Source organism: Micromonospora sp. WMMA1976 (assembly GCF_027497335.1).
Lineage (GTDB): Bacteria > Actinomycetota > Actinomycetes > Mycobacteriales > Micromonosporaceae > Micromonospora > Micromonospora aurantiaca.
Map to the genome: position 1 here is coordinate 475,467 of NZ_CP114912.1, position 26,342 is coordinate 501,808.

Sequence of the window (26,342 nt, forward strand, 5' to 3'; positions counted from 1 at the left end):
CGATCGGCCGGGCGTCAGGGCGTGATCGCCAGGTAGCCGCGTTCGGCCGCCTCCTGGCGCAGCCACTGCTCCCGGTACCAGCCGGGGCGTGCCACCAGCTCGTCGTGCCGGCCGCGCTGCACGATCCGGCCGCCTTCGAGCACCACGATCTCGTCGAACCCGGCGAGGCCGCTGAGCCGGTGGCTGATCAGCAGCACCGAGTGCCCGGCCGGGGTCGCGGCGAGCGTGGAGTCCAGCACCGCGTCGGCGGCCGCCGGGTCGAGCCCCTCGGTCGGCTCGTCGAGCACCAGCACCGGCGGGGCGGCCAGCAGCGCCCGGGCCAGCGCGAGCCGCTGCCGTTGCCCGCCGGAGAGCTGCCCGCCCTGCTCGCCGACCACCGTGTCCCAGCCGTCGGGTTGTTCGCGTACCCAGTCGAGCAGGCCGGCCGCCCGGGTCGCGGCGACCAGGTCCGCCTCGGTGGCGTCCGGGCGGCCGAGGAGCAGGTTCTCCCGGACCGTGGCGTGGAAGACGTACGCCTCGGCGAGCAGGCCGCCGACCACCCGGGGCAGATGTTCGGCCGGGATCTCGGACACCGGCACGCCGCCGGCGGTGACACGGCCGGTGTCGGGGCGTACCGCGCCGGTGAGCACCGCGGCGAGCGTGCTCTTGCCGGCGCCGCTCGGCCCGACCACCGCCACCCGGCGGCCGGCCGGCAGGTCGAGGTCGAACCCGGCCAGGGCGGGGGCGGCGCCGGCCCGGTAGCGGACCGTCACGTCGGCGAACCGCACGCCGTGGCCGTCGACGGTGGGCTCCGGCGCGTCCGGTGGCGTCGCCGGGCCGGGCTCGGTGAGCAGGTCGGCGACCCGGGCCAGCCCGGCCCGCAGCTGGGTGCGCTGGCGGGCCGCCGCGACGAGCGCGAGCGCCACCTCCACGGCGGCGAGCGAGCCGACCGCGAGGACGCCGACCAGCACGCCGCCGACCTCGGCGCGCAGCGCCACGACCACCACGGCGGCGGCGGTGAGGCCGCCGACGAGGACGCCGAGCGCGTCCACCGCGAAGCCGGCCGCTGCGAGCCGGCGTTCCAGCAGGGCCAGTCGTCCGGCCCGCTCGTCGGCGGCGGCGAGCGCGGCGCCGGTGGCCCCGAACGCGGCCAGGTCGGCGGCGCCGTGGGTGAGGTCGACCGCGTCCACGGCGAGCGCGCCCCGCAGCGGGGCCACCTCGTCGGCGGCGCGGCGGGTGATCCGGGTGGCGAGCGCGGGCAGCGCCACTCCCGCCACCAGCAGTCCGAGCGCGAGCACCCCGGCGGCCGGTGGTGAGATCAGCGCGGCGACGCCGACCGCGAGCACGCTGACCAGTGCCGCCGCCGCGCCGGGCACGAGGACGCGCAGCAGCAGGTCCTGGGCCGCCTCCACGTCCGAGACCAGGCGGCTCAGCGCGTCCCCGGTACGGCGGCCGGTCTCGCGCCGGGCGGCGAGCGTGGCGAAGACGCGGGCCCGCACGTCGGTGATCATGCGAAGGACGGCGTCGTGCCCGGCGAGCCGTTCGGTGTACCGGAACACGCCCCGGCTGACCGCCAGTGCCCGGACCGCGACGATGGCCACCGTCAGCCGGTCCAGCGGCGGTCGGCCGGCGGCGCTCATCAGCAGCCAGGTGGCGGTGGCCATCAGCGCCAGGCCGGCGAACTCGGTCACGGCGGCGAGCAGCCCGGCGCCGAGCAGCCGGCTCAGGTAGGGCCGGGCCAGTCGCAGCACCGCCCGTTCCCCGCCGGGGATCATCGGGGCACCGCCGGGCCGGTGGCGGTCGGGTGCAGTTCGGTGACCCGGCCGTCCTCGACCCGCAGGATCCGGTCGGCGTCGGCGAGCAGCGCGGGCCGGTGCGCGACGAGCAGCGCGGTACGCCCGGCGACCAGCCGCCGGGTCGCGTCCAGCACGACCGCCTCGCTGGCGCTGTCCAGCCGCGCGGTCGGTTCGTCGAGCAGCACGATCGGCGCGTCCCGGAGGAACGCGCGAGCCAGCGCGACACGCTGCCGCTGACCGCTGGACAGGCCGTGACCGCGCTCGCCCAGGCGGGTGTCCAGCCCGTCGGGCAGGGCGTCCACCACCTCGTCCAGCGCGGCGCCGGTGACCGCCGCGGCGAGCGTGGCATCGGAGGTGTCCGGTGCGCCGAGGCGGATGTTGTCGGCCAGCGATCCGGCGAACAGGTGCGCCCGCTGCGGCACCCAGGCCAGCTCGCGCCGCCAGTCGTCGAGGTCGACGCCGGCCAGGTCCACCCCGTCGACGGTGACCCGGCCGGAGGTCGGTGCGACGAAGCCGAGCAGCAGGTTGAGCAGCGTGCTCTTGCCCGCGCCGCTGGGTCCGATGATCGCCACCCGGTCGCCGGGCCGGATGGTCAGCGTGACGTCGCGCAGCGCCGTGGTCCGGTCGTACGCGACTGTGACGCCCTCGAAGCGGATCTCGCCCGAGCCGCGCGGCGCCGGACGGCGTGGCTCGGCGGTGGCGGGCGCGTCGGCGGCGGAGAGCGTGAGCGCCTCGTCCAGCGCGGTGAGTCCTTCCATGCTGGCGTGGAACCGGCTGCCCGCGGCGCGCAGCGGCAGGTACGCCTCCGGGGTGAGCAGCAGCACCAGCAGCGCGGTGGAGAGCGTGAGGCCGCCGCCGAGCAGCCGGATGCCGACCGGCACCGCGACCAGCGCGACGGAGAGCGTGGCGACCAGTTCCAGCACCAGCGCGGACAGGAACGCGATCCGCAGCGTCTTCATGGTGGCCTGGCGGTGGCCGTCGGCCATCCGGCGTACCACGTCGACCTGCCCCTTGGACCGGCCGAACGCGCGCAGCGTGGGCAGCCCGGCGACCATGTCGAGGAAGTGCCCGCCGAGCAGCGACAGCCGGCGCCACTGCCGTTCGGTGGCGGCCTGCGCCTGCCAGCCGAGCAGCGCGCCGAAGATCGGGATGAGCGGGATGGTGAGCGCGATGATCAGCGCCGAGCTCCAGTCGGCGAACACGATCCGGGCCAGCACGGCCACCGGCACCGTGACGCTCAGCACGAGCTGCGGCAGGTAGCCGGTGAAGTACGGGTCCAGCGCGTCCAGGCCACGCCCGGCCAGCGTGGCGAGCTGCCCGGCCCGCTGCCCGGCGACCCAGGTCGGGCCGTGCCGGCCGACCGCGCCGAGCAGGTCGGCGCGCAGCGCCGCCTTCACCGTGGCGGCGGCCCGCGCCGCGACTGTGCCCTGCGCCCAGCTCACCAGCGCCCGCCCGGCCACAGCGGCCACGAGACCGGCCAGCGCCGGCCGGTGCAGCCGCCCGTCGAACGCCGTCGCCAGCAGCGTCGCCAGCGCGGTGGCCTGAGCGATCACCAGCAGCGCGGTGAGCCCGCTCAGCACCGCGAGCACGGCGAGGTCGCGCCGGGCCGCGGGGACCCGACGCAGCAGACGCGGGTCGAACGGGCGGCGGTTCACCAGTACACCGGTGCCCTGCCGTCGATCCGTCCCCGGAACACCCACCAGCACATCGCCTGAAAGCCTAGTAGGGCCGGCAGGAGCGGTAGCGCGAGCCATCCCAACAGCGCCAGCGTCGGGTGGCTGGCGGCCGCCTCGGCCACCGTCAGCGACGCCGCCGGGTCGCCTGCGGAGACCAGGATCCGGGGCCAGAGCGCGGCCCCGATCAGCGGCGCGGGCAGCGCCAGCGCGGTCGCGGTCGCGGCGAAGGCCGCCAGGGCCCGGCCCCGCCGCAGCGCCGCGCGGGCCGCCAGCAGCGCCGCCACGAGCGCCAACGGCAGGAGTACGGCCACAGCCGGGCGCGCCACCGCGGCGCGTACCCGATCGGAGAGCACGCCCAGGACGGTGGCCGCGCCGACCGCGACCAGTGCGGCGGGCACCAGGCCGCTCGCCAGCCGGGCGAGGGCCGGGGCCTCGGCGGCGGGCAGCCGGAGCGTGAGGAACGTCGCACCGTGCACCGCCACCAGCGCGAGCAGCGCCAGCCCGGCGGCGGCGACGAACGGGGTGGCGAGGTGACCGACACCGACCACGTGGCCGTCGGCGCTCAGCGGCACGCCCTGGAGCAGCCCGGCGAGCACCGCGCCCCAGCCCAGCGCGGCCAGCACGCAGCCGACCACCACCACCCGGTCCCAGCGGGCGCGGGCGGCGGCGGAGGCCGGGCGGCTGCGCAACTGCACCCCGGCGGTCACCAGCACCACACCGGCCAGCGCGGCGAGCACCGCCGGGTAGAAGCCGGAGAGCAGCTCGCCCTCCAGCCGGGGGAACGCGCCGAACAGGATGCCGACGGCTGCCACCAGCCAGACCTCGTTGCCGAGGAAGAACGGCCCGAGCGCGGTGAGCGTGGCCCGGCTGCCCGGTGCCGGGCCGCGCCGGGCCAGCAGCAGGCCGACGCCGTAGTCGTAGCCGCCGAGCACCAGGTAGGTGGCGAAGAAGAGGCCGAGCAGGGCGTACCAGGCGAGTTCCACGGCGGGCTCCCTCAGACGAACACGGGCTGGTGGTGGGCGTCGCTGTCGGGCGCGGGCGGGCGGCCGAGCGCGGGGTCCTGCGCGCCACGGGCCGCGTGCCGGGCCATCAGCGTCCAGTTGGTCACCGCGAGCGCGCCGAGAAGCAGACTGAACCCGATCAGCGAGGTGAGCATCAGCCCCGGTGAGACCGGCGAGACGGCCTGCGCGGTGGGCAGCAGCCCGTACGCCGCCCAGGGCTGGCGGCCGACCTCGCGGGCGATCCAGCCGAGCAGCATCGCCACGAAGGGCAGCGGCAGGCCGAGCAGGATCAGCCAGAGCGGCGCCTTCAACCTGATGATCCAGTCCCGCCAGAGCAGCGGCAGCAGCAGCCAGAGGGCGCCGAGCGTGAAGCCGATCAGGATCATGAAGCCGAGGGCGACGTCGGAGAGCACCGGCGGTGCCCAGTCGCCCGGGCCGAAGCGGGCGGTCCAGTCGGCGACGAGTGCGTCCCGGTCGGGGCCGCCGCCGAACTTGGTCGGCTGGAGCTGCCCGACCGGCCCGAACTGGGCGAAGCCGAAACCCTGGAGCATGCTGACCGCTAGGGCCGCGGTGACCAGGCCGAGCCGCAGCGAGGTGCGGAACAGCGCGTAGTCGGGGGTACGCCGCAGCAGGTGCCAGGCGCTCACCGCGGCCATCAGCAGGCCGCCGGTGACCAGGCTCGCCGAGATCACGTGGCCGAACGCCATGCCGAACGTCGGGTTGCTGAGCAGCGCGCCGAAGTCGGTGAGGTGGGCGACGCCGTCGCGGACCTCGTACCCGACCGGGTTCTGCAGCCAGGCGTTCGCCACCATGATCCAGAAGGCCGAGGCGTACGCGGTGATCGCCACGCCCCAGAGCAGCGCCAGGTGCACGCCGCGCCGCAGCCGGTGCCATCCGAAGATCCACATGCCGAGGAACGTGGACTCCAGGAAGAACGCCACCAGCGTCTCGATGGCCAGCGGCGCGCCGAACACGTTCCCGACGTAGCGCGACAGCCCGCTCCAGTTCAACCCGAACTGGAACTCCATCACGATGCCGGTGGCGATGCCGAGCACGTAATTGATCACGTAGAGCTGGCCCCAGAACCGGGTCAGTCGCTCGTACACCGGCTTGCCGGTCAGGTAGCCGGCCGTCTGCAACCCGACCAGCAGCGTGACCAGGCCGAGCGTGACCGCCACGAACAGGAAGTGGATCGACGTGGTGGTGGCGAACTGGAGGCGGGCGAGGAGCAGCGGGTCCACTGTCGTCCTCCCATGCATGGGTTGGCTCTCTTGTCGTAGCCAACCTACACGTAGCCTCGCTACCTATAGGGGCGCGCGAACCCGGAGAAGTCCCGTAGGGGGCGACGTCAGCTCAGGAACAGGGCGAACGGCAGGGAGACGAGCGTGCCGGCGACAGCCAGCGCCATCGCGCCGAGCACCCGCGGCGGGCGGTCCGCGACGAGCAGCCGCTGCACGCGTACGTCGAGGTCGCGGTCGCCGAGTCCGAGCGTGCCGGCCGGCTGGACCCGGTGCTCGGCGGCGGCGAACCGGCGCAGCGCACCGGCCAGCGGTGCGTCCGCGTGCAGCTCCCGGGCCTTGTCGTCGGCGCGCATCTCGACCAGCAGCGCCACCCGCGCGTGCGCGTCCCGCACCCATTGGAACCAGGGCAGTGCCCGGCACAGCGCGGTGAACGGCAGCAGCACCAGGTCGTGCCGCTCCTGGGCGTGCGCGCGCTCGTGGGTCAGCACCGCTGCCAGCTCGGCCGGGTCGAGCAGGTCGAGCGTGCCCGCGCTCACCACCACCCGGGGACGCACCCCGGGCAGGCAGTACGCCGCCGCGCTCGGGTGGTCGAGCACCAGCGCGCCGGGCACCGTCGGGTCACGCCGGGCCACCAGGTGCAGCAGCTCCCGGTGCCGGCGCTGGGCGCGGACCGCCCCGTGCAGGCTGCGTACCGTCGTGGTGAGCAGCACCACGCCGATGCCGAGACCCACGCCGACCAGGCTGAGGTGCACCGCGCCCACCCCGGCGGGCAGCGTGCCGTGGGCCAGGTCGTCGGCCAGGGCCAGCAGCGCGTACCCGGTCGCCCGGTCGTACGCGTCGAGCCCCAGCGCCATCGGCAGCCCCATGGCGGACAGGCCGAGCGCCAGCCCGACCGCCTGCCAGCAGAGGATCGCCACGCGAGGCGCCCGCCAGGTCCAGCGCGCGGCGGCGAGGACCTGCGCGGTCAGCCAGCAGGCCAGGATGATCGCGGCGAAGTGCAGGGCGTACGCCACGGCAGCCGCCCTACCGGTCCGTCGCCTCGTCGAGCGCCGGCCGGCCGGACCGGGGGTTCTCGACCCGGCCGGCCGGTCCGTCCTCGACAGTCGCCCCGGCCTCGGCGCCGAGCGCGGCGCGGAGCACGTCCGCCTCCGTGCCGGTCACCGAGCGGGCGAAGCGTACGAGTGCGGCGTCCCGGCTGCCGCCGAGGTCGAGGGCTTCGAGCATGAGCTGGGCGATGTGCGCCTCACGGGTGGCGGCCGGACGGTAGCGCCACGCGCGGCCCTCCCGCTCGCGCTGCACCATGCCCTTGCCGGCGAGCCGGTCGAGCACTGTCATCACTGTGGTGTAGGCGAGTTCCCGGCCGTCCAGTGCGTCGGCGACCTCGCGTACGGTCACCCCGCCCGACGAGGCGGGCGCCGCGTCCCACAGCACGTCCATCACCGCACGCTCAAGGTCCCCCAGCCGAGTCACCCGTCAATCCTACCCCCGGTAGTAGATCCCCTCCGCCGCCCCGGTCCCCGGTTCCGTTCGCCGTCCCTCCCTCCCGAAGATCAACACCAGCTCGGGGAGGTGGTGCGGTCCGAGGCGGCTCGATGCAGCCACCTCGCCGTGCTGGTGTCGATCACGCGGTCCTCGGGCCGCCCCGCCAAGATCCAATCCACCTCGGGGAAGTGGTGTTGTCCCGGGTCGCTCGATGCATCCACTTCGGGGATGTGGTGTTGATCGTGCTGGCCTCGTGCGCGCGCCCCGGCAAGATCCATGCCAGTTCGGGGAGGTGGTGGCATTCGGGGCGGGTTGATCGGCCCACTTCGCCGTGCTGGTGTTGACCTTGGTGCATGGGGGAGGGCGAGGTTGGTGCCGGTTCGGGGAAGAGTGGTGCTGTCCGGTGTCGGTTGGATGTGGCCACCTCGGGGAAGTGGTGTCGATCTTGCCCGGCGCGGGTGCGATCGACAACAGTCGCGGGAAGCGCGGGAACGGGAAGTGGCGGCAACCCGGCTGGGGGTGTGCCGCCACTTCGGGCCGGACCGGGCTGCGTCGGTCAGACGCCCTTCGGGTGCCAGACCGTCTTGGTCTCCAGCAGCGTGGTCATCCGGGTGATGCCGGGGTCGGCGTACCAGTCGCGGTCGGCCGGGGCCGGCCGGAGCACCCGCTTGAGGTTCTCCGCGGCCTTGATCTCCAGGTCGGCCGCCAGGTCGGCGTCGGCGACGCCGGTCAGGTCGATCGCGTTGACGTCCATGTGCGCGGCGAGCGTCGGCACGGTCTCGGTCAGCCGGCCGGTGAGGATGTTGACCACTCCGCCGGGCAGGTCGGAGGTGGCGAGCACCTCGGCCAGCGTCACCGCGGCCAGCGGCGCCGCCGGGGAAGCGGCCACCACGACCGTGTTGCCGGTGACGATCGCCGGGGCGATCACGCTCACCAGGCCGAGCAGCGCGGGTTCCTCGGGGGCGACCACCGCCACCACGCCGGTGGGCTCCGGCGCGGACAGGTTGAAGTACGGGCCGGCCACCGGGTTCGCCCCGCCGTACACCTGGGACAGCTTGTCGGACCACCCGGCGTACCAGACCCAGCGGTCGATCGCCGCGTCCACCTCGTCGGCCGGGACGCCCAGGGCGACGAACTGCTCGCGCCGGCCCTCCAGCATCTCGGCGACCCGGTAGAGGATCTGGCCCCTGTTGTACGCGGTCGCCCCGGCCCAGCCCTTCACCGCGGCGCGGGCGGCCACGACGGCGTCCCGCGCGTCCTTCCGGGAGGCAAGAGACACGTTCGCGGATTGCACGAGATACGACCGTCCCGACTCGCTGCGCGGGAACTTCCCGCCGATGAAGAGCTTGTACGTCTTGCGTACCGCGACCCGCTCAGACATTGAGGTACCCCTCCAGCCCGTGCCGGCCGCCCTCGCGCCCGTAGCCCGACTCCTTGTAGCCGCCGAACGGCGACGTCGGGTCGAACTTGTTGAACGTGTTGGCCCACACCACGCCCGCGCGCAGCCGGTCGGCCAGCCACAGGATCCGGGAACCCTTGTCGGTCCAGATCCCGGCCGACAGCCCGTACGGTGTGTTGTTGGCCTTCTCGACGGCCTCCGCCGGGGTGCGGAACGTCAGCACGGACAGCACCGGGCCGAAGATCTCCTCGCGGGCGATCCGGTGCGCCTGGGTGACGCCGGTGAAGATGGTCGGCGCGAACCAGAAGCCGCGCTCGGGCAGCTCGCACGGCGGCGACCAGCGCTCCGCGCCCTCGGCGGCCCCGGCGTCGGACAGCTCCCGGATCCGGGCGAGCTGCGCGGCCGAGTTGATCGCGCCGATGTCGGTGTTCTTGTCCAGCGGGTCACCGACCCGGAGCTGGGCCATCCGGCGCTTGAGCGACTCCAGCACCCGGTCGGCGACCGACTCCTGGACCAGCAGCCGGGAACCGGCGCAGCAGACGTGCCCCTGGTTGAAGAAGATGCCGTTGACGATGCCCTCGACGGCCTGGTCGATCGGTGCGTCGTCGAAGACGATGTTCGCGGCCTTGCCGCCCAGTTCCAGCGTCAGCTTCTTGCGGGTGCCCGCCACCGAGCGGGCGATGGCGCGGCCGACCTCGGTGGAGCCGGTGAACGCCACCTTGTCCACGCCCGGGTGCTCGACCAGCGCCCGGCCGGTGTCGCCGGCGCCGGTGACGATGTTCACCACGCCGGCCGGCAGATCGGCCTGCTGGCAGATCTCGGCGAACAGCAGCGCGGTCAGCGGGGTGGTCTCGGCCGGCTTGAGCACCACCGTGTTGCCGGCGGCCAGCGCCGGGGCGATCTTCCACGCCAGCATGAGTAGCGGGAAGTTCCACGGGATGACCTGCGCGGCCACGCCGAGCGGCTTCGGGTCGGGGCCGAAGCCCGCGTGAGGGAGCTTGTCCGCCCAGCCCGCGTAGTAGAAGAAGTGCGCGGCGACCAGCGGCAGGTCGACGTCGCGGGACTCCTTGATCGGCTTGCCGTTGTCCAGCGACTCCAGCACCGCCAGCTCACGCGAGCGCTCCTGGATGATCCGGGCGATCCGGAACAGGTACTTGGCCCGGTCCCGGCCCGGCATCGGACCCCAGACCTTCTCGTACGCGCTCCGGGCGGCGCGGACCGCGCGGTCCACGTCGTCGGTGCCCGCCTCGGCGATCTCGGCCAGCACCTCCTCGGAGGCCGGGTTCACCGACTTGAAGCTGCCGCCGGAGGCCGGGTCGACGAACGCGCCGTCGACGAAGAGCCCGTACGAGGGCTTGATGTCCACCACCGAGCGGGACTCGGGGGCGGGTGCGTATTCGAACATCGCGTTCAGTCCAGGGTGAAGTAGTCGGGGCCGGCGTAGACGCCGGTCGTCAGCTTGGTGCGCTGCATGAGCAGGTCGTTGAGCAGGCTCGACGCGCCGAACCGGAACCAGTCCGGGCTCAGCCAGTCCGCGCCGACCGTCTCGTTGACCATGACCAGGTACTTGATCGCGTCCTTGGTGGTCTTGATGCCGCCGGCCGGCTTGACGCCGACCTGGCGCCCGGTGGCGGCGCGGAAGTCGCGGACCGCCTCCAGCATCACCAGCGTCACCGGCAGGGTCGCAGCGACCGGGACCTTGCCGGTGGAGGTCTTGATGAAGTCACCGCCCGCGAGCATGGCGAGCCAGGACGCCCGCCGCACGTTGTCGTACGTGGCCAGCTCGCCGGTCTCCAGAATCACCTTGAGGTGCGCGTCCCCGCAGGCTTCCTTGGTGGCCACGATCTCGTCGTAGACCTCGGCGTACCGCCCGGCCAGGAACGCGCCGCGGTTGATCACCATGTCGATCTCGTCCGCGCCCGCCTCGACCGCCGCGCGCACGTCGGCGAGCTTGATCTGCAGCGGCGCCTGGCCGGACGGGAACGCGGTCGCCACGCTGGCCAGGTGCACGCCGCTGCCGCGCAGCACCTCCGCCACGTACGGGACCATCGACGGGTAGACGCAGACGGCGCCGACGTGCGGGCAGCTCGGGTCGGACGGGTCGGGGCGCAGCGCCTTGGCCGCCAGCGCCCGCACCTTGCCCGGGGTGTCCGCCCCTTCCAGCGTGGTCAGGTCGACCATCCGGATCGCCAGGTCGATCGCCTCGGCCTTCGCCGTGGTCTTGATGGAGCGGGTGCCGAGTTGTGCCGCCCGCTGCTCCGCGCCGACCTGGTCCACGCCGGGCAGGCCGTGCAGGAAGGTCCGCAGAGCGGTCTCGGATCGTCCCAGCTCGGTGAGGTCCGACCGAGCCGACGTCGTTGTCGCCGTCATGCCCCGAATAGTACGCACCCGCGAGTCGAGTGATCTTGCTCACGAACGACCGGTAGTGAGCGTCATACGTGAGCGGTGTCGCTGGTCGTACCGCACCCGCCCGGCGCCCGGCCGGCAAACGGTAGGTTGAGCGATCGTGGACGTAACCGTCATTGACCATCCGCTCGCCCAGACGCGGCTGACCGCCATGCGGGACGCCCGGACCGACTCGTCGTCGTTCCGGGCCGCGCTGCGCGAACTCACCACCATGCTGGTGTACGAGGCCGCGCGCTCCTTCCCGGTCGAGAAGTACTCGATCCAGACCCCGGTCACCGCCACCGAGGGCAGCCGGCTGGCGAACCCGCCGCTGCTGGTGCCGGTGCTGCGGGCCGGTCTCGGCATGGCCGACGCCGCGCTCGGCCTGCTGCCCGAGTCGTCGATGGGCTTCGTCGGCCTGGCCCGCGACGAGGAGACGTACGAGCCCCGCGCGTACATGGAGTCGCTGCCGCGCGACCTCGCCGGCCTGCCGGTGCTGGTGCTCGACCCGATGCTCGCCACCGGCGGCTCGCTGGAGCACTGCTGCCGGCTGCTCGCCGACCGCGGCTGCACCGACATCACCGTGCTGTGCGTGCTCGCAGCGCCGGTCGGCATCGAGCGGCTGGAGCGCTCCGGCCTGCCGCTGCGCCTGGTCACCGCCTCGATCGACGAGGGCCTGAACGACTCGAAGTTCATCGTCCCCGGCCTGGGTGACGCCGGCGACCGCCAGTTCGGCGGCATGCCCCGCTTCTGAGACCGGTCCGGTGCGGAGGGACGCCCTCCGCACCGTGTCCGGCCCTACCCGGCGAGTCGACGCGCGGGGGTGCGGGGAGGCGCTAGCGTTCCGGGCCATGACTGGTGTTGCGCTCGCCGAGGAGTTGCTGCTCCTCGCGTATGACGACGAAACCGGCAAGGCCACCATGCCGCGGATCAGCCTGGACCTGGGCATGGCCGCCGCGGTGCTGGTCGAGCTGGCCCTGGCCGGACGGGTCGCGTACGCGGACGGGAACCTGGCGGTGGTCGACCCGGCCCCCACCGGCGAGCCGATCGCGGACGCCGTACTCGCCAAGATCGCTGCGGACACCCCGCACACGCCGTCGTCGTGGGTGCAGCGACTGCGGCACGGGCTGCGCGACCGGATCCTCTCCGACCTCTGCGGCCGGGGCGTGGTCCGCGACGTCGACGAGACCGAGCTGGGCTTCATCCACGTGCACCGCTACCCGGTGGCCGACGCCTCGGTCGAGGCGGACATCCGGCAGCGGCTGGCCGACGCGCTGACCAGCGGGCAGCTCCCGGACGAGCGGACCGCCGCGCTCGCGACGCTGGTCGCCGTGCTGCGGATGGAACCCGCGCTCGGGCTGACCGGCTCGGCCGCCGAGGACGCCGGCCGGCGCCTGGAGGAGATCGCCGCCGGCGCCGGGTTCTCCGGCACGGTGAGCCTGGACGACAGCGTGGTACGCCCGTCGATCAGCCTGGTCATCGCCGCGCTGGGCCAGGCCGTCGACGCCGCCCTCGGCAAGCGGTGAGGAAGGCCCCTTCTTAATGCCTCCGGTAGAGGAAGGGCCCCTTGTTGACGCCAGGCGTCAACAAGGGGCCCTTCCTCGCAGCAGGGGTCAGAGGCCCAGGGCGGCGGCGATCTCGTTGCGCAGCTCGGTCACCGCGGCACGCGCGCGCTGCCGGGCCGCGGGCACGTCGCCGCCGGTCACCGGCTCCACCACCTCCAGGTACGCCTTGAGCTTCGGCTCGGTGCCGGACGGCCGGATCACCACCCGGGCCGCGCCGGTGCGCAGGATCACCACGTCGGCGTCCGGGAGCAGGTCGGACGCCTCGGTCACCGGCTGCCCGAGCAGCGCGGTAGGGGTGGCCGCCCGGATCCGGGCCATCGAGTCCGCGATCACCCGCAGGTCCTCCACCCGGACCGAGAGCTGCTCGGTGTGGTGCACACCGAACTCGGCTGCGAGCTCGTCCAGCCGGTCGAGGAGCGTGCGGCCCTCGGCCTTGAGACCGGCGGCCAGCTCGGCGACAGTCAGCGCGGCGGTGATGCCGTCCTTGTCCCGGACGTGCTCCGGCGCGACGCAGTAGCCGAGCGCCTCCTCGTAGCCGTACACGAGCGGCTCCCGGCCGCCGCCGGCCCGGACGATCCACTTGAACCCGGTGAGCGTTTCGTCGTAGGGCAGGCCCCGGGCCGCCGACATGGCCCGCAGCAGCGCCGACGACACGATCGTGGTGGCGTACAGGCCGGTCACGCCCCGCCGCATCAGGTGGTCGGCGAGCAGCGCGCCCACCTCGTCGCCGCGCAGCATCCGCCAGGACCCGGCGTCGCGTACGGCAACCGCGCAGCGGTCCGCGTCCGGGTCGTTGGCGATGGCCAGGTCCGCGCCGGTGCGGTCGGCGAGCGCGACCAGAAGGTCCACCGCGCCCGGCTCCTCCGGGTTGGGGAAGCTGACGGTCGGGAACGCCGGGTCCGGCTCGGCCTGCTCGGGCACCACGCCCGGCACGCCGAATCCGGCGCGTGCGAACGCGGCGGTCAGCACCGCGCCGCCGACCCCGTGCAGCGGCGTGTACGCCACCTTCAGGTCGCGCGGTCCGGCCGGGTCCACCACGGCGGCGGCCCGCTCCACGTAGGCGGCCACCAGGTCGTCGCCGAGTACCTGACCGGCCGGACCGAGCGGCACCGCCGCGAGCGGGCCGACGGCGCGGATGGCCGCCTCGATCCCGGCGTCGGCGGGCGGCACGATCTGCGCGCCGGAGCCCAGCTCACCGCCGAGCTGCGCGCCCAGGTAGACCTTGTAGCCGTTGTCCTGCGGCGGGTTGTGGCTGGCGGTGACCATCACGCCGGCGACCGCGCCGAGCTGCCGGACCGCGAACGCCAGCACGGGCGTGGGCAGCGGCCGGGGCAGCAGCAGCGCCGGACGGCCCGCACCGGTGGCGACCTGCGCGGTGCGCTCGGCGAACGCACGGGAGCCGCGCCGGGCGTCGTACCCGATCACCAGCGGGCCCTCGCCGCCCTGGGCGGCGAGCCAGCCGACGAGCCCGGCGGCGGCCTGGGTGACCACGGCGAGGTTCATGCCGTTGGGCCCGGCCCGCAGCGGGCCGCGCAGCCCGGCGGTGCCGAAGGTCAGCGGACCGGCGAACCGGTCGGCCAGGTCGGCCGCCGTGTCGGGCAGCCCGTCGAGGACCGCGCGCAGCTCGTCGCGGTCGGCCGGGTCCGGGTCGTCGTCGAGCCAGCGCTCGGCGCGTACGCGAAGGTCGTCAAGGTCAGTGGTTTCCGCCGCCATTGCCTCATGAAAGCACGGCGGCGGATCACCACCGACCGTCGGCCTCGACTCAGTTCGCCGCCGTGAGCTGGAACGAGCCGGCCATCGCGTCGAAGATCGGCTTGCTCTCGGCGAAGGTGGCGTCGCTGGAGGAGAGGTAGAACGAGTAGACCTTGCCGCCCTGGACCACGCCCCGCCACACGCCGTGCCGCTTCTCGTCACCCTCGCCGCAGGTGTACTCGAACTCGGCGGCCGGCTTACCGGCCAGCGTCGTCTCGGTCATCGCGAGCTGTTCGTAGGGCTTGGCGCACGACTTGCTCTTGTCGCGGAGGTTGCGGGAGGCGAACTCGGCCCAGCTGACCGACGTGCCGCCCCAGTTCTCGGCCAGCACCCGCACCTTGCGGCTCTCGTCCTGCGGGTCGACGTAGTCGACGAAGACGCCACCGGTCTTGCGGTCCCAGCCCTTCGGCACCTGGACGGTGATGCCCTTGACGGTCTGCTCCTGCATCTCCACCGGCGAGGCGGCGGCCGAGTTCGACGGCAGCGCGCCCACGATCGGCGGGGGAGCGTCGTCGCCGCCGCTGGTCAACGCGATCACGCTCACCAGCAGCACCACGGCGAGGCCACCGGCGGCGGCGAGCTGGACCTTGCGCGGCCACGCCTTCACCCGGCCGAGCAGGCCCTTGGCCGTGCCGAGCGGGCCGCCACCACCGGCGGCGGGTGCGGTGGCCGGGGTGGTCCACGCCTGGCCGGTGCCGGGCACCGACCACTGGTTGCCGGCGCCGTACACCGGCTGGGTGGCGTCGACGGTGCGGCCGTAAGTGGCGGGTACCGCCTGGGTCGCGTCCGCACCGGCGCCCGCCCCGAGCCGGACCGTGGCGTCCGGCGAGATGCGCTGGGTGGCGTCCGGCGTGCCCGGCCCGGACATCGCGCCGGTCGGGGTGTGCAGCGGACCGGCCAGCGCGTCGGCGCTGGTCTCGTCGAGCGCGGCGGCACCCGCTGCGGCCTTCTCGGCCTGGGGCCGCTCGCCGCGACGCAGGGCGGCGAGGCGGTCGGTGAGCGACTCGTCCGGGCCGATCATCGCCCGGCCGCCGATCTGCCCGCTCGGCTTCGGCTCCGCGGCGATCGCCGGCGGCGTGGTCGGGCGCGGCACCGGGACCACCGCGTACGGGTCGGTGACCGAGTTTACGGCGGTCGCGGTGCTGGTCAGCGGCCCGGCGAGCAGTTCGCGCAGGTTGGCGCGCGCGCGGTGCACGTCCATCCGGCGGGCCGGGTCCTTCTCCAGCAGCCCCATCAGCACCCCGGTGAGCGGGCCGCTGCGCTGCGGCGTGGCGGGCGGGTCCTCGACCACCGCGTGCATGGTCTCGATCGGGTCGCCCTTGTCGAACGGGGGCCGGCCCTCGACCGCGGTGTAGAGCGTCACACCGAGCGAGAACAGGTCGCTCGGCGGCCCGAACTCCTGGCCCATTGCCCGCTCGGGCGAGATGAAGTGCGGCGAGCCGAGCACCATGCCGGGCGTGGTGAGCTGCACGTCGGTGGGCATCCGGGCGACGCCGAAGTCGGTGAGCACGCAGCGGCCATCGGTGCAGATCAGCACGTTCGCCGGCTTCACGTCGCGGTGCAGCACGCCGATCGCGTGCGCGACCTCCAGCGCGCCGAGCAGCGCGATCCCGATCTTGGCGACGGCGCGTGGCGCGACCGGCCCGTCCTCGATCACCATGTCGGCCAGGCTGCGGGCGTCCAGCAGCTCCATCACGATCCACGGGCGGCCACCCTCGGTGACCACGTCGTAGACCTGCACCACCGCCGGGTGCTGGATCGCCGCGGCGGCTCGGGCCTCCCGCAGCGTCCGTTCGTAGAGCGCGTCGCGGTCGCTCGGGGCGAGCCCCGGCGGGAGGACGACCTCCTTGACCGCCACATCACGGCGCAGCAACGTGTCTGTGGCCCGCCAGACCGTGCCCATGCCTCCGTTGCCCACCGGGGAGCGCAGCGAGTAGCGACCACCGATGGTGGTGCCGGGCGCCGCGCGTCCAGTGGGGGGACTGGCCGGTCCGCCGCTCCACGTCGGAATCTGAGTCACAGAAAAGCCACCGGGGGATATCGAGGGGGCTGGGACACAACCCCTCTATCTTGCTGGTTCCGACGCCCGATGCGAAACCCGACGCGGCGGGCGTTTACCTACTCGACGGTATGTGGTCGGTTGCTCACCTCCGGTGGGTCGCCGCCGCGAGGTGTGCGGTATCCCTCACCCACCAGGCGGTCTGCGCGTCCTACCATCCGGTAATGAGCGATGCGCGGTCAAGCGAGTCGGGTTTCCCGATCCAGGGCGTCTACACGGCGGCAGACCTTCCGGCGGATCTGGACGCCCGGCTGGGCGAGCCGGGCGAGTTCCCGTACACCCGCGGGGTCTACCCGACGATGTACACGTCCCGGCCCTGGACCATGCGACAGTACGCCGGGTTCGGCACCGCGACCGAGAGCAACGCGCGCTACCACCAGCTGCTGCGCGCCGGCACCATGGGCCTGTCGGTCGCGTTCGACCTGCCCACCCAGATGGGGTACGACTCGGACGACCCGATCGCGCACGGTGAGGTCGGCAAGGTCGGCGTCGCCATCGACTCCATCGAGGACATGCGCACGCTGTTCGGCGGCATCCCGCTGGACAAGGTCTCCACCTCGATGACCATCAACGCGCCCGGCTCGGTGCTGCTGCTGCTCTACCAGCTCGTGGCCGAGGAGAACGGCGTGCCGGGGGCGGCGCTCAACGGCACCATCCAGAACGACATCCTCAAGGAGTACATCGCCCGGGGGACGTACATCTTCCCGCCGAAGCCCTCGCTGCGGCTGGTCGCCGACACCTTCGCCTACTGCCGGGCCGAGGTGCCGAAGTGGAACACCATCTCGATCTCCGGCTACCACATGGCCGAGGCCGGCGCGTCGCCCGCGCAGGAGGTGGCGTTCACGCTCGCGAACGGCGTGGAGTACGTCCGCGCGGCGCTCGCCGCCGGTCTGGCCGTCGACGACTTCGCGCCCCGCCTGTCGTTCTTCTTCGTGGCCCGCACCACGCTGCTGGAGGAGGTCGCGAAGTTCCGCGCGGCCCGGCGCATCTGGGCCCGGCTGATGCGCGACGAGTTCGGCGCGAAGAACCCGAAGTCGATGATGCTGCGGTTCCACACCCAGACCGCCGGCGTGCAGCTCACCGCCCAGCAGCCGGAGGTGAACCTGGTCCGGGTGGCGGTGCAGGGCCTCGGCGCGGTGCTCGGCGGCACCCAGTCGCTGCACACGAACAGCTTCGACGAGGCCATCGCGCTGCCCACCGAGAAGGCGGCCCGGCTGGCGCTGCGGACCCAGCAGGTGCTGGCGTACGAGACGGACCTGACCGCCACCGTCGACCCGTTCGCCGGGTCGTACGTGGTGGAGGCGATGACCGCCGAGGTGGAGGCGGCCGCCACCGAGCTGATGGACCGGGTCTTCGACCACGGTTCGGCGGTGGACGCGATCGAGGCCGGGTTCCAGAAGCGGGAGATCGAGCAGTCCGCGTACCGGATCGCCCAGGAGATCGACTCGGGCGAGCGGGTGGTGGTCGGGCTCAACCGGTTCCGGATCGACGAGGAGGAGCCGTACGAGCCGCTGCGGGTCGACCCGTCGATCGAGGCGGCGCAGGGGGAGCGGCTGGCCCGGCTGCGCGCCGAGCGGGACTCCGGCGCGGTGGAGCGGGCCCTGGCCGAACTGCGTGCCGCCGCCGAGGGGGACGCCAACGTGCTCTACCCGATGAAGGAGGCGCTGCGCGCCCGCGCCACTGTCGGCGAGGTGTGCGGGACGCTGCGCGAGGTGTGGGGGATCTACCGGCCCAGCGACCGGTTCTGAATCGTCCCGGCGGCGGCCCCGCCGCGCACCCTGAGTGCGCGGTGCGGGCCGCTTTCGCGTGTGCGATTCGGCGATTCGGGTAACCGGATCGGGTGAACGGGACGGACAGCCTGTGCGGTCGGCGGTCGGACGCTCGTGTCACCGTCGGGAGTCTTCCGGCAGCCGACAGTTGTCGTGCAATTGTCGGAGCGGCAGTTAATTGCCACGACTAATGCGACAATTCGGAACGACGGGTCGTTATTTGTGGCCGATGAAACGGTTACGCGTTGTAGGAGGTGGGAGGCGGATGACGGCGTTCGACCGCGATCTACCTGCTGTCCCGCAGATATTCGAGCCCTCCCACCAGGGCATTCGTGACGCTGCGCGGTCCGACCGCTACGCGAAAGATGTTGCGCAGCGTCACCGTCGGAGGTCTAGGCTGTCTGCTGTCCGACCCGAAGATCCATCCACTTCTAGTGATCGAGAATTCGACGTGACGAGTGCGTTGACGCTGCCTTCCGGCGGCCCGCTGGCGTCGTCCCGGCCCGAGGCGCCGACCGGTTACCAGCCCCTGCCCTTCGAGCTCGACCATCTGCTCGCTCTGCGCGTACCGGGCCTCATCGAGACGCGCCGTCACATCCACTCCCACCCGGAGCTGTCCGGCGAGGAGTTCGAGACGGCCGCGCTGGTGCACCGCGAGCTGTCCCTGGCCGGGCTGAAGCCGCGTCTGCTGCCGAAGGGCAACGGCGTCATCTGCGACATCAACGGGCGCCCGGACGGGCCGGTGATCGCGCTCCGCGCCGACATCGACGCGCTGCCGCTGAGCGACCCGAAGGACGTGTCGTACCGCTCGACAGTCGAGGGCGTCTGCCACGCCTGCGGCCACGACGTGCACACGTCGGTGATGCTCGGCGTCGGCATGCTGCTGGCCCAGCTCGCCGACACCGGCCGGCTCGACGGCCGGGTCCGGCTGATCTTCCAGCCGGCCGAGGAGATCCTGCCCTGCGGCTCGCTCGAGGTCATCGAGGCCGGCGGCCTGGACGACGTGGTGCAGATCTTCGCGCTGCACTGCGACCCGAACCTGCCGGTGGGCAAGGTCGGCCTGCGGGTCGGCCCGATCACCGCCGCCGCCGACAACGTCACGGTCCGGCTCACCGGGCCGGGCGGGCACACCGCCCGCCCCCACCTGACCGTCGACCTGGTGGACGCGCTCGGCCGGCTGGTGACCGAGGTGCCGACGCTGATCAGCCGCCGGGTGCCGGCCAACAGCGGGCTGCTGCTGGTGTTCGGCCACGCCTCGGCCGGCACCCGTTACAACGTCATCCCGTCCGAGGCGTGCGCGGCCGGCACGCTGCGGGTGATGGACCGCGACACCTGGGACCAGGCACCCGAGATCGTGGCTCAGGTGGTGCGGGACGTGCTCGCCCCCACCGGCGCCACAGTCGACCTGGAATACCTGCGCGGCCGGCCCCCGGTGACGAACGACGCCGGCGCGATCGGCGTGCTCACCGCGGCCACCGCCGCGGCGCTCGGCCCCGACGGCATCGCCGAGACGCCGCAGAGCATGGGCGGCGAGGACTTCTCCTGGTACCTGGAGCACGTGCCGGGTGCGCTCGCCCGCCTCGGCGTCGGCCGTAGCGGGCCCAACGTGGACCTGCACCGGGCCTCGTTCGACGTGGACGAGCGCGCCATCGAGGCCGGCGTACGCCTCATGGTCCAGACCGCGCTGCGGGCACTGGCGGCGGCGCGCTGACCGGACCGTCGGCCGGCCCGGCCGGGCCCGGCGGCATCGGGCCCAGGCCGGGCGGCAGCATCGCACCCGGGCCGGGCGGCGGCGTCCGCCGGGCCCGCACCCGGCGCCGCCACAGGAGCAGCAACCACAGCGGTACGCCGATCACCACCGCGAACGGCAGCACCGCGCCGAGCACTGTGAGCAGGACCCGGGCCGAGGCCAGGAACGCCGTCCAGCCGCCGCCCAGCCCGGCCAGGAAGCCCAGGTCAGCCTCCTCCTCGGCGGTGCTGGCGTCCTGACCGAGGAACGTCACGGTGATGGTGGACAGCGAGGTCAGGTCAGCGAGCCGGCGCTTGCGGGCCTCCAGCGCGGCCAGGTCCGCCTGCCGGGTGCCCACCTCGTTCTCCAGCCGGACCAGCTCGTCCACCGACGTGGCCCGGGCCAGCAGCTTGCGGGAACTCTCCACCCGCGCCCGCTGGGTGGCGATCCGGGCGTCCAGGTCGACCACCTGCTCGGTGACGTCCTCGGTGCGGATCTCCCGGCGCTCCTGCCGGCCGAGACCGGCGAGCCGGTCGATCACCGCGGTGAACCGGTCGGCGGGCACGCGCAGCGTCAGCGCCGCCCGCGCCTCGGCGGCCCGGCTCGACCGCCGGTCGGCGCCGACGAATCCGCCGGCCGCCGTCACCGCTGTGGTCGCCTCCCGCGCGGCGGCCTCCACATCGTCCACCCGGACCTGCATGGTTCCGGTGTAGATGATGGACCGCTGGTCGACCCGCAGGTCCGCGCCGCCGGTGCCGCCCGGGGCCGCCTGGTCGCTGTCCGCACCGCCCTCGGCGGCCTGCTCGCGCCCCGCGCCTCCGTCGGCGGCGGGCGCGGCCGAGTCGCTGCCACTGTCACCGCCCGCGCCGCACGCGCCCACACCCAGCGCTGCTATCAGACCCACAGCCACCAGGGCCACGCCCCGGAGTCGTCGTCCACCCATGCCCCGTACTCCGATCGTCGGCGGCCCCGACTGCCGGGACCGATACCTCGGACGTGACGCGTGGTCGCGCCGGTTCCGGCAGACTGCGCTGAGGACATCACGATTCGATAAGCGAGGAGTCACGATGCAGGTGACCAAATTCGCCCACTCCTGCCTCCGGCTGGAGCACGACGGTGCGGTGCTCGTCGTCGACCCGGGTGTCTTCAGCGATCCGGCGGCGCTGGACGGTGCCGACGCGGTGCTGATCACCCACGAGCACCCGGACCATGTGGACGTCGGCGCGCTGACCCGGGCGCTGGAACGGCGGCCGGTGCCGGTGCACGGTCCCGCCTCGCTCGCCGGGGTGCTCGGCGACGCCGCCGAGGCGCTGGTGACGGTCGAGCCCGGACAGTCGCTCACCGTCGCCGGGACGCCGGTGAGGACGTACGGCGGGCAGCACGCGGTCATCCATCCGGACATCCCGGTGATCCAGAACATCGGCTACCTCTTCGCCGACGTGGTGTACCACCCGGGCGACGCGTTGTTCGTGCCCGACGACGTGCAGGTGGACACGCTGTTCGCCCCGATACACGCACCCTGGTCGAAGTTCTCCGAGGTGGTCGACTTCATCCGCGCGGTCGCGCCGCGCCGGGCGTACGCGCTGCACGACGGGCTGCTCAACGACAACGGCTTCGGTGTGCTGGACCGGCAGTACACGGCGATGTCCAACACCGACTACCGCCGTCTGGAGCCGGGCACCCGGATCGACGCCTGACCATGACCGAGGTGCCCGCGGAGGTGATCCGGCGGCTCTACGCCACGCCCCCGGACCGGTTCGTGGCGGCCCGGGACGAGGCCGTCGCGCAGGCGCGTCAGTCCGGCGACCCGCGTACCGCCCGGGAGATCGGCAGGCTGCGCCGGCCCACGGTGGCGGCCTGGCTGGTCAACCTGCTGGCGATCCGCCGGCCCGAGCTGGTCGCCGACCTGAGCCGGCTGGCCGAGTCGCTGCGTGCCGCGCAACGCGACCTGCGCGGCGGCACGCTGCGGGAACTGTCCGCGCAGCGGCGCGCCGTCGTGGGCGCGCTGGTGGCGGAGGTACGCCGGCTCGCCGCCGCCGAACCCGCCGCGCCCCCGGTCGGGAAGCTGCCGCTGGGCGAGGTGGAGGCGACACTCAACGCCGCGTTGTCGGACACCGAGGTGGCCGAACAGGTACGCGCCGGACGCCTGCTGCGGGCCAGCCACTACGCCGGGTTCGGCGAGGTGCCCCGCCCCCAGTTGCGGCTCGTGACGGGGGGCGAGGAGACGCCCGTCGTACCGGATCGGGCGGCCGAGCGGGCCGACGCGCGCCGGGCCCGCGACGAGCGGGCGACGCGGGCCGAACGGGCCGGGCGGCGGCGGACCGCGACCCGGGAGCTGACCCGCGCCCGCGCGGACCTGGACCGGGCCGAGAAGGAGCTGGCGGCGGCCGACGCGGCCGAGCGGGACGGCGCCGCGACGCTGGACCGGATCGAGACCGAACTGGCCGAGCTGGAGCGTCGCCGGGCCGTGGCCGAGCAGGAGCTGAGCCGGGCCCGGCTGGCCCGCCGGGGCGCGGAACGGGCGGTCACCGCGGCCCGGCGCCGGGCCGGTGAGGTGGAGGCCGTGTTGGAGGCGCTGGACGCCGAAGAGGGGGATGCCGACACCGGTGACGACCGGGCAGACTGAGCGTGATGAATGGCTACGGTGGAGTGACGGGCGGCCGATGACTCCGGAACAGCTCGCCGCCGCCTGCAAACCGCTGGTGCTCGAACTCGGCGAGGCGTTCGCCCGCTGCCCGTCCACGCTGCGCCGGGCGCGGCTGCTCGGCATCTCCGGGTGGGCCTTCTACATCACCGGGCGGGCCGGTGCGCTCGGTGACGTCCGCGCCGAGACGGTCGCCGCGGCGCTCGGCTTCATCGCTCCCGAGGCGGTCACCGACGGCTGGGACGCCGCCGCGCGCACCGTCCCGCCGCTGGAGGTGGCCGCCGCCAACCTGGCCGAGTGCTGCCGGTGGGGCACCGCCCGGCTGGGCGACGGCGCCGAGTCGTCCCGGCTCGCCGCGCTACTGGGCCGGGCGGTCGACGCGGCGGATGGCAGCGGCATGCCGCTGTTCGCCGCCTGGCGGGCCATGCCGGTACCCGATCCCTCGCCCGGTGCGCGGGCGGCGGTCGGCATGCTGCTGCTGCGTGAACACTTCGCCGGGGCGTACCTGCTGGCGGTGCGCGCGGCCGGACTGACACCGCTGGAGGCGGTACTGGCCGGGCCGGAGGGCGAGGCCGGTGCCGCGGCGTGCGGCTGGGTGCCCCCGTACCCGCCGGTCGGGCCGCTGGTGCGGCGCCGGCTGTGGGCCGAGGCGGTGACCGACCGGCTGGCCTCGGCGGCGTTCCGCGCGTTGAGCGCGGCCGAGGGTGCTGAGCTGCTGGGCCTGCTCGGCGCCGCGCGGCAGCGCGCCCGCGGCGGATAAATGGGAGGCGATCCGGCCGGTCCGGCTGCCACGATCTGGCCCGTGACGCTCCCCGCAGGCTGGTCGGCCCGCCGCCCGACCCTCGACGACATACCCGCGATCCTGGCGGTGGTGCACGCCGCCGACACGTTCGCCGTGGGCCACCCCGACTTCGACGACGAGGACGTACGGTCCGCGCTGACCGCGCCGTTCGTCGACCCGGCCCGGGACTCGTGGCTGGTCACCGATCCGGACGGCACGGCGGTGGCCTGGTCGATCCTGGCCAACCCGAGCGGCGTCGGCCGGGAGTGGGTGGACGTGCTCGTCGACCCCGACCGCGGCGCCGACCTGCGCGCGCCGCTGCTGGCCCGGCTGCTGGAACGCGTCGCCGAACGGGCCGCCGAGCGCGGCCTGCCCGCGCTGACCGCGCGCGCCGGCGTGTACGCGCCGGAGACCCGCTGGGCCGGTGAGCTGACCGAGGCCGGGTTCACCCGGATCAAGCGCTACATCCGGATGAGCCGCTCGCTCGCCGACCTGCCCGCCGAGCCGGCGCCCCCGCCCGGGGTGACCGTCCGGCCGCTGCGCGCCGACGACGAGGACGACCTGCGGCTGTTCCACCGGATCTACGACACCGCGTTCCGGGACACCCCCGACCACGACCCGCTCGACTTCGCGCAGTGGCGGGACCTGCTGCCGTCGTACGGCAAGGTCTGGGACGAGTGGTTCCTGGCCGAGGTCGACGGCGAACCGGCCGGTGCGCTCCAGTCCTCCGACCAGGCACTCGACCAGGACCGGGGGTGGGTGCGGACGCTGTCGGTGCTGCCCGCGTACCGGCGTCGCGGGGTGGGCGCGGCGCTGCTGCGCCGGGCGTTCGCGGTCTACGCGGCGAAGGGCCGCACCGGCGCCGGGCTCGGCGTCGACCTGGCCAACCCGACCGCGCCGGTCACGCTCTACCGCTCCGTCGGGCTGGTGGAGGAGCACTGGGCCGACATGTACGAGCGCAGCGTGCCCGCCTCGCGGGTGTGACCCGGCACCCCTCGTGCCGGGGTCGCCGAGCGCGGGTACGGCCGCCCGGCGCACACTGTGGGTGTGGGAGACGCGCTACGCCGACGCGGTGCCGGTGGGGCGGGACCGCAGCTCGGTGACGTAGTCGTCCGGCGCGCCCGCCTTCTCCGCGGCGTTCGCGAGCTCCGAGAGGTACCACGCGGTGGGCAGCCCGCCCTCGTACCCGTCGAACACGTAGACCCACGCCGTCACGTCGCCGTCGAGCGTCGAGACGCGGACGGTCAGCTTGCGGTACGTCCCGGCGGTCACGCCCTCGATCTCGTCGAGTTGCGCGGCGTCGTACGGGTGGATGTCGTAGAGGGCCACGAACACCCGGTCGCCCGGGGACTCGACAACGGTGCTGACCGAGCCCTCCCAGCCGATGACGTCCTCGCCGGCGAAGGTGAGCCGCCAGCCCTCGAGCCAGCCGGTGCCCACCATCGGCGAATGCGGGCAGTAGGCGCGCATGCGGGCGGGATCCAGGTTCGAGCCGTAAGCAGCGTAGAGACCCACGGCGACGACGATAGCCCGGCTGGTGGGTGAGGGAGAATACGACAGTGCGTGTCGGACGGGACGGGGAGAAGAAAGTCACTGTGAGCACAGACGAAGGGACGGCTCCGTGAGCGCGAGGAGTGCAGCGGAGCGGAGCCCCGCAGTCGCGAACGAAGGGACGGCTCCGTGAGCCAGATCGTGATCATCGGCGGCGGGCCGGCCGGGTACGAGGCGGCTCTGGTCGCCGCGCAGTTGGACGCCGATGTCACGGTGGTCGAGGCGGAGGGCGCCGGCGGCGCCTGCGTGCTCTCCGACTGCGTGCCCTCCAAGACGTTCATCGCCAGCTCCGAGGTGGTCACCGGCTACCGGGACACCGAGGAGTTCGGGGTGCACTCCGACGGCCTGGAGGCGGTCACCGTCGACGCGCGGGCGGTGCACGAGCGGGTCAAGCGGCTCGCGCTGGCCCAGTCCGCCGACATCCACACCAAGCTCGTCAAGGCCGGCGTCGAGTTCGTCGCCGGCACGGCCCGGCTCGGCGAGGACACGCTCGGCCACACCCACCGGGTGATCGTCACCCCGGCCGGCGGCGGCGCCGAATACTCCATCGCCGCGTCGACGGTGCTCGTCGCGACCGGCGCGACCCCCCGCCAGTTGCCCACCGCCGTACCGGACGGCGAGCGCATCCTGACCTGGCGCCAGGTGTACGACCTGCCCGACCTGCCCGAGCACCTGATCGTGGTCGGCTCCGGGGTGACCGGCGCCGAGTTCGCCAGCGCGTACCTCGCCATGGGCGTCAAGGTCACGCTCGTGTCCAGCCGAGACCGGGTCATGCCGCACGAGGACGCCGACGCCGCGATGGCGATCGAGCGGGTGTTCCGCAACCGGGGCATGAGCATCCTGAACAACTCCCGCGCCGAGGCGGTCCGCCGGGTCGGGGACGGCGTCGAGGTGGTGCTCTCCGACGGCCGGCAGGTCACCGGCTCGCACGCGCTGATCGCCGTCGGCTCGATCCCGAACACCGCCGACCTGGGCCTGGCCGAGTACGGCGTGGAGCTGGCCCGGGGCGGTTACGTGACGGTGGACCGGGTCTCCCGTACCAACGTGCCGGGCATCTACGCGGCGGGTGACTGCACCGGCGTGCTGCCGCTCGCGAGCGTCGCGGCGATGCAGGGCCGGATCGCCATGTGGCACGCGCTGGGCGAGGCGGTGCGGCCGCTGCGGCTGCGTACCGTCGCGGCGAACGTCTTCACCGACCCGGAGCTGGCCACCGTCGGCGTCTCCCAGGACGAGGTGGACGCCGGCAAGACCCCGGCCCGCCAGGTGATGCTGCCGCTGTCCGGCAACGCCCGCGCGAAGATGGACGACCTGGCCGACGGCTTCGTCAAGCTGTTCTGCCGTCCGGCGAGCGGCCAGGTGATCGGCGGCGTGGTGGTGGCGCCGAAGGCCAGCGAATTGATCCTGCCGATCACGATGGCGGTGGAGAACAACCTCACCGTCAACGAGCTCGCGCACACCATCACCATCTACCCGAGCCTGTCCGGCTCGATCACCGAGGCCGCCCGCCAGCTCATGCTCCACGAGCTGGAGTAG

Annotated in this window: 21 protein-coding genes and 1 pseudogene; 9 read left to right on the top strand and 13 right to left on the bottom strand. The window is 73.8% G+C overall.

Translation table 11 applies throughout. The features are described from left to right. Positions 1-14: 14 nt before the first annotated feature. The 9 genes and pseudogenes from cydC to deoC all read right to left on the bottom strand — a co-directional run. Positions 15-1,730, bottom strand: a pseudogene (gene cydC / locus O7546_RS02385) (thiol reductant ABC exporter subunit CydC); the annotation flags it as partial. A gap of 20 nt (positions 1,731-1,750) precedes the next feature. After that, positions 1,751-3,430, bottom strand: coding sequence for a thiol reductant ABC exporter subunit CydD (gene cydD, locus O7546_RS02390; RefSeq protein ID WP_281600411.1), 1,680 nt, complete (start codon positions 3,428-3,430; stop codon positions 1,751-1,753). Then, positions 3,427-4,434, bottom strand: a complete 1,008-nt coding sequence (locus O7546_RS02395) for a cytochrome d ubiquinol oxidase subunit II (protein ID WP_269696110.1) — start codon at positions 4,432-4,434, stop codon at positions 3,427-3,429. The genes cydD and O7546_RS02395 overlap by 4 nt, the downstream gene beginning before the upstream one ends. Positions 4,435-4,445: 11 nt before the next feature. After that, positions 4,446-5,693 (bottom strand): cytochrome ubiquinol oxidase subunit I, encoded by a 1,248-nt coding sequence (locus tag O7546_RS02400; RefSeq protein ID WP_194798633.1) that lies wholly within the window; start codon positions 5,691-5,693, stop codon positions 4,446-4,448. Positions 5,694-5,800: 107 nt separating this feature from the next. Next, a complete protein-coding gene (locus O7546_RS02405) occupies positions 5,801-6,706 on the bottom strand; it encodes a M56 family metallopeptidase (protein ID WP_281600412.1) in 906 nt (301 codons plus the stop codon). Positions 6,707-6,716: 10 nt separating this feature from the next. Further along, complete coding sequence (locus O7546_RS02410; protein WP_194798631.1) at positions 6,717-7,163, bottom strand: BlaI/MecI/CopY family transcriptional regulator; 447 nt, start codon at positions 7,161-7,163, stop codon at positions 6,717-6,719. A gap of 568 nt (positions 7,164-7,731) precedes the next feature. After that, entirely contained in the window at positions 7,732-8,556 is an 825-nt protein-coding gene (locus tag O7546_RS02415; RefSeq protein WP_194798630.1) for an aldehyde dehydrogenase family protein, read from the bottom strand. Further along, the gene (locus tag O7546_RS02420; RefSeq protein ID WP_194798629.1) at positions 8,549-9,979 is read right to left on the bottom strand and encodes an aldehyde dehydrogenase family protein; all 1,431 of its coding nucleotides are present in this window, start codon (positions 9,977-9,979) and stop codon (positions 8,549-8,551) included. Before O7546_RS02420 ends, O7546_RS02415 begins: the two co-directional genes overlap by 8 nt. A gap of 5 nt (positions 9,980-9,984) precedes the next feature. Further along, a complete protein-coding gene (deoC, locus tag O7546_RS02425) occupies positions 9,985-10,944 on the bottom strand; it encodes a deoxyribose-phosphate aldolase (protein WP_194798628.1) in 960 nt (319 codons plus the stop codon). A gap of 136 nt (positions 10,945-11,080) precedes the next feature. Here deoC and upp point away from each other — a divergent pair, with 136 nt between their 5' ends. Continuing rightward, entirely contained in the window at positions 11,081-11,713 is a 633-nt protein-coding gene (upp, locus tag O7546_RS02430; protein WP_120571672.1) for a uracil phosphoribosyltransferase, read from the top strand. 97 nt (positions 11,714-11,810) lie between these two features. After that, the gene (locus tag O7546_RS02435) at positions 11,811-12,485 is read left to right on the top strand and encodes a GPP34 family phosphoprotein (protein WP_194798627.1); all 675 of its coding nucleotides are present in this window, start codon (positions 11,811-11,813) and stop codon (positions 12,483-12,485) included. Between the two features lie 87 nt (positions 12,486-12,572). On the opposite strand, the gene O7546_RS02440 is transcribed toward O7546_RS02435, so the two are convergent. After that, positions 12,573-14,237, bottom strand: a complete 1,665-nt coding sequence (locus tag O7546_RS02440; RefSeq protein WP_281600413.1) for a phospho-sugar mutase — start codon at positions 14,235-14,237, stop codon at positions 12,573-12,575. A 49-nt stretch (positions 14,238-14,286) separates the two neighbouring features. Beyond that, positions 14,287-16,296: a serine/threonine-protein kinase gene (locus O7546_RS02445; RefSeq protein ID WP_194798625.1), complete on the bottom strand. Its 2,010-nt coding sequence runs from the start codon at positions 16,294-16,296 to the stop codon at positions 14,287-14,289. Between the two features lie 203 nt (positions 16,297-16,499). On the opposite strand from O7546_RS02445, the gene O7546_RS02450 reads away from it, so the two are divergent. Together O7546_RS02450 and O7546_RS02455 are read left to right on the top strand one after the other, a co-directional pair. Continuing rightward, the gene (locus O7546_RS02450; RefSeq protein WP_135243294.1) at positions 16,500-18,083 is read left to right on the top strand and encodes a methylmalonyl-CoA mutase family protein; all 1,584 of its coding nucleotides are present in this window, start codon (positions 16,500-16,502) and stop codon (positions 18,081-18,083) included. A 472-nt stretch (positions 18,084-18,555) separates the two neighbouring features. Further along, positions 18,556-19,815 carry an amidohydrolase gene (locus O7546_RS02455; RefSeq protein ID WP_194798624.1) on the top strand — a complete coding sequence of 420 codons (1,260 nt, stop codon included), beginning with the start codon at positions 18,556-18,558 and terminating at the stop codon, positions 19,813-19,815. Here O7546_RS02455 and O7546_RS02460 read toward each other — a convergent pair. Beyond that, positions 19,772-20,776 (bottom strand): DUF4349 domain-containing protein, encoded by a 1,005-nt coding sequence (locus O7546_RS02460; RefSeq protein ID WP_194798623.1) that lies wholly within the window; start codon positions 20,774-20,776, stop codon positions 19,772-19,774. The two genes, O7546_RS02455 and O7546_RS02460, sit on opposite strands and share 44 nt — an antisense overlap. 124 nt (positions 20,777-20,900) lie before the next feature. On the opposite strand from O7546_RS02460, the gene O7546_RS02465 reads away from it, so the two are divergent. Genes O7546_RS02465 through O7546_RS02480 form a run of 4 tightly spaced genes read left to right on the top strand, consistent with a single transcriptional unit; the run spans position 20,901 to position 24,242 of the window. Further along, on the top strand, positions 20,901-21,530 hold the full coding sequence (locus tag O7546_RS02465) for an MBL fold metallo-hydrolase (protein WP_194798622.1): 630 nt from the start codon (positions 20,901-20,903) through the stop codon (positions 21,528-21,530). Between the two features lie 2 nt (positions 21,531-21,532). Further along, positions 21,533-22,459: a hypothetical protein gene (locus O7546_RS02470; protein ID WP_194798621.1), complete on the top strand. Its 927-nt coding sequence runs from the start codon at positions 21,533-21,535 to the stop codon at positions 22,457-22,459. Between the two features lie 37 nt (positions 22,460-22,496). Beyond that, a complete protein-coding gene (locus O7546_RS02475) occupies positions 22,497-23,237 on the top strand; it encodes a hypothetical protein (RefSeq protein WP_194798620.1) in 741 nt (246 codons plus the stop codon). A gap of 42 nt (positions 23,238-23,279) precedes the next feature. Then, complete coding sequence (locus O7546_RS02480; protein ID WP_194798619.1) at positions 23,280-24,242, top strand: GNAT family N-acetyltransferase; 963 nt, start codon at positions 23,280-23,282, stop codon at positions 24,240-24,242. A 75-nt stretch (positions 24,243-24,317) separates the two neighbouring features. On the opposite strand, the gene O7546_RS02485 is transcribed toward O7546_RS02480, so the two are convergent. Further along, positions 24,318-24,773: a gamma-glutamylcyclotransferase gene (locus O7546_RS02485; RefSeq protein WP_194798618.1), complete on the bottom strand. Its 456-nt coding sequence runs from the start codon at positions 24,771-24,773 to the stop codon at positions 24,318-24,320. A 165-nt stretch (positions 24,774-24,938) separates the two neighbouring features. On the opposite strand from O7546_RS02485, the gene O7546_RS02490 reads away from it, so the two are divergent. Continuing rightward, positions 24,939-26,342 (top strand): NAD(P)H-quinone dehydrogenase, encoded by a 1,404-nt coding sequence (locus tag O7546_RS02490; protein ID WP_194798617.1) that lies wholly within the window; start codon positions 24,939-24,941, stop codon positions 26,340-26,342.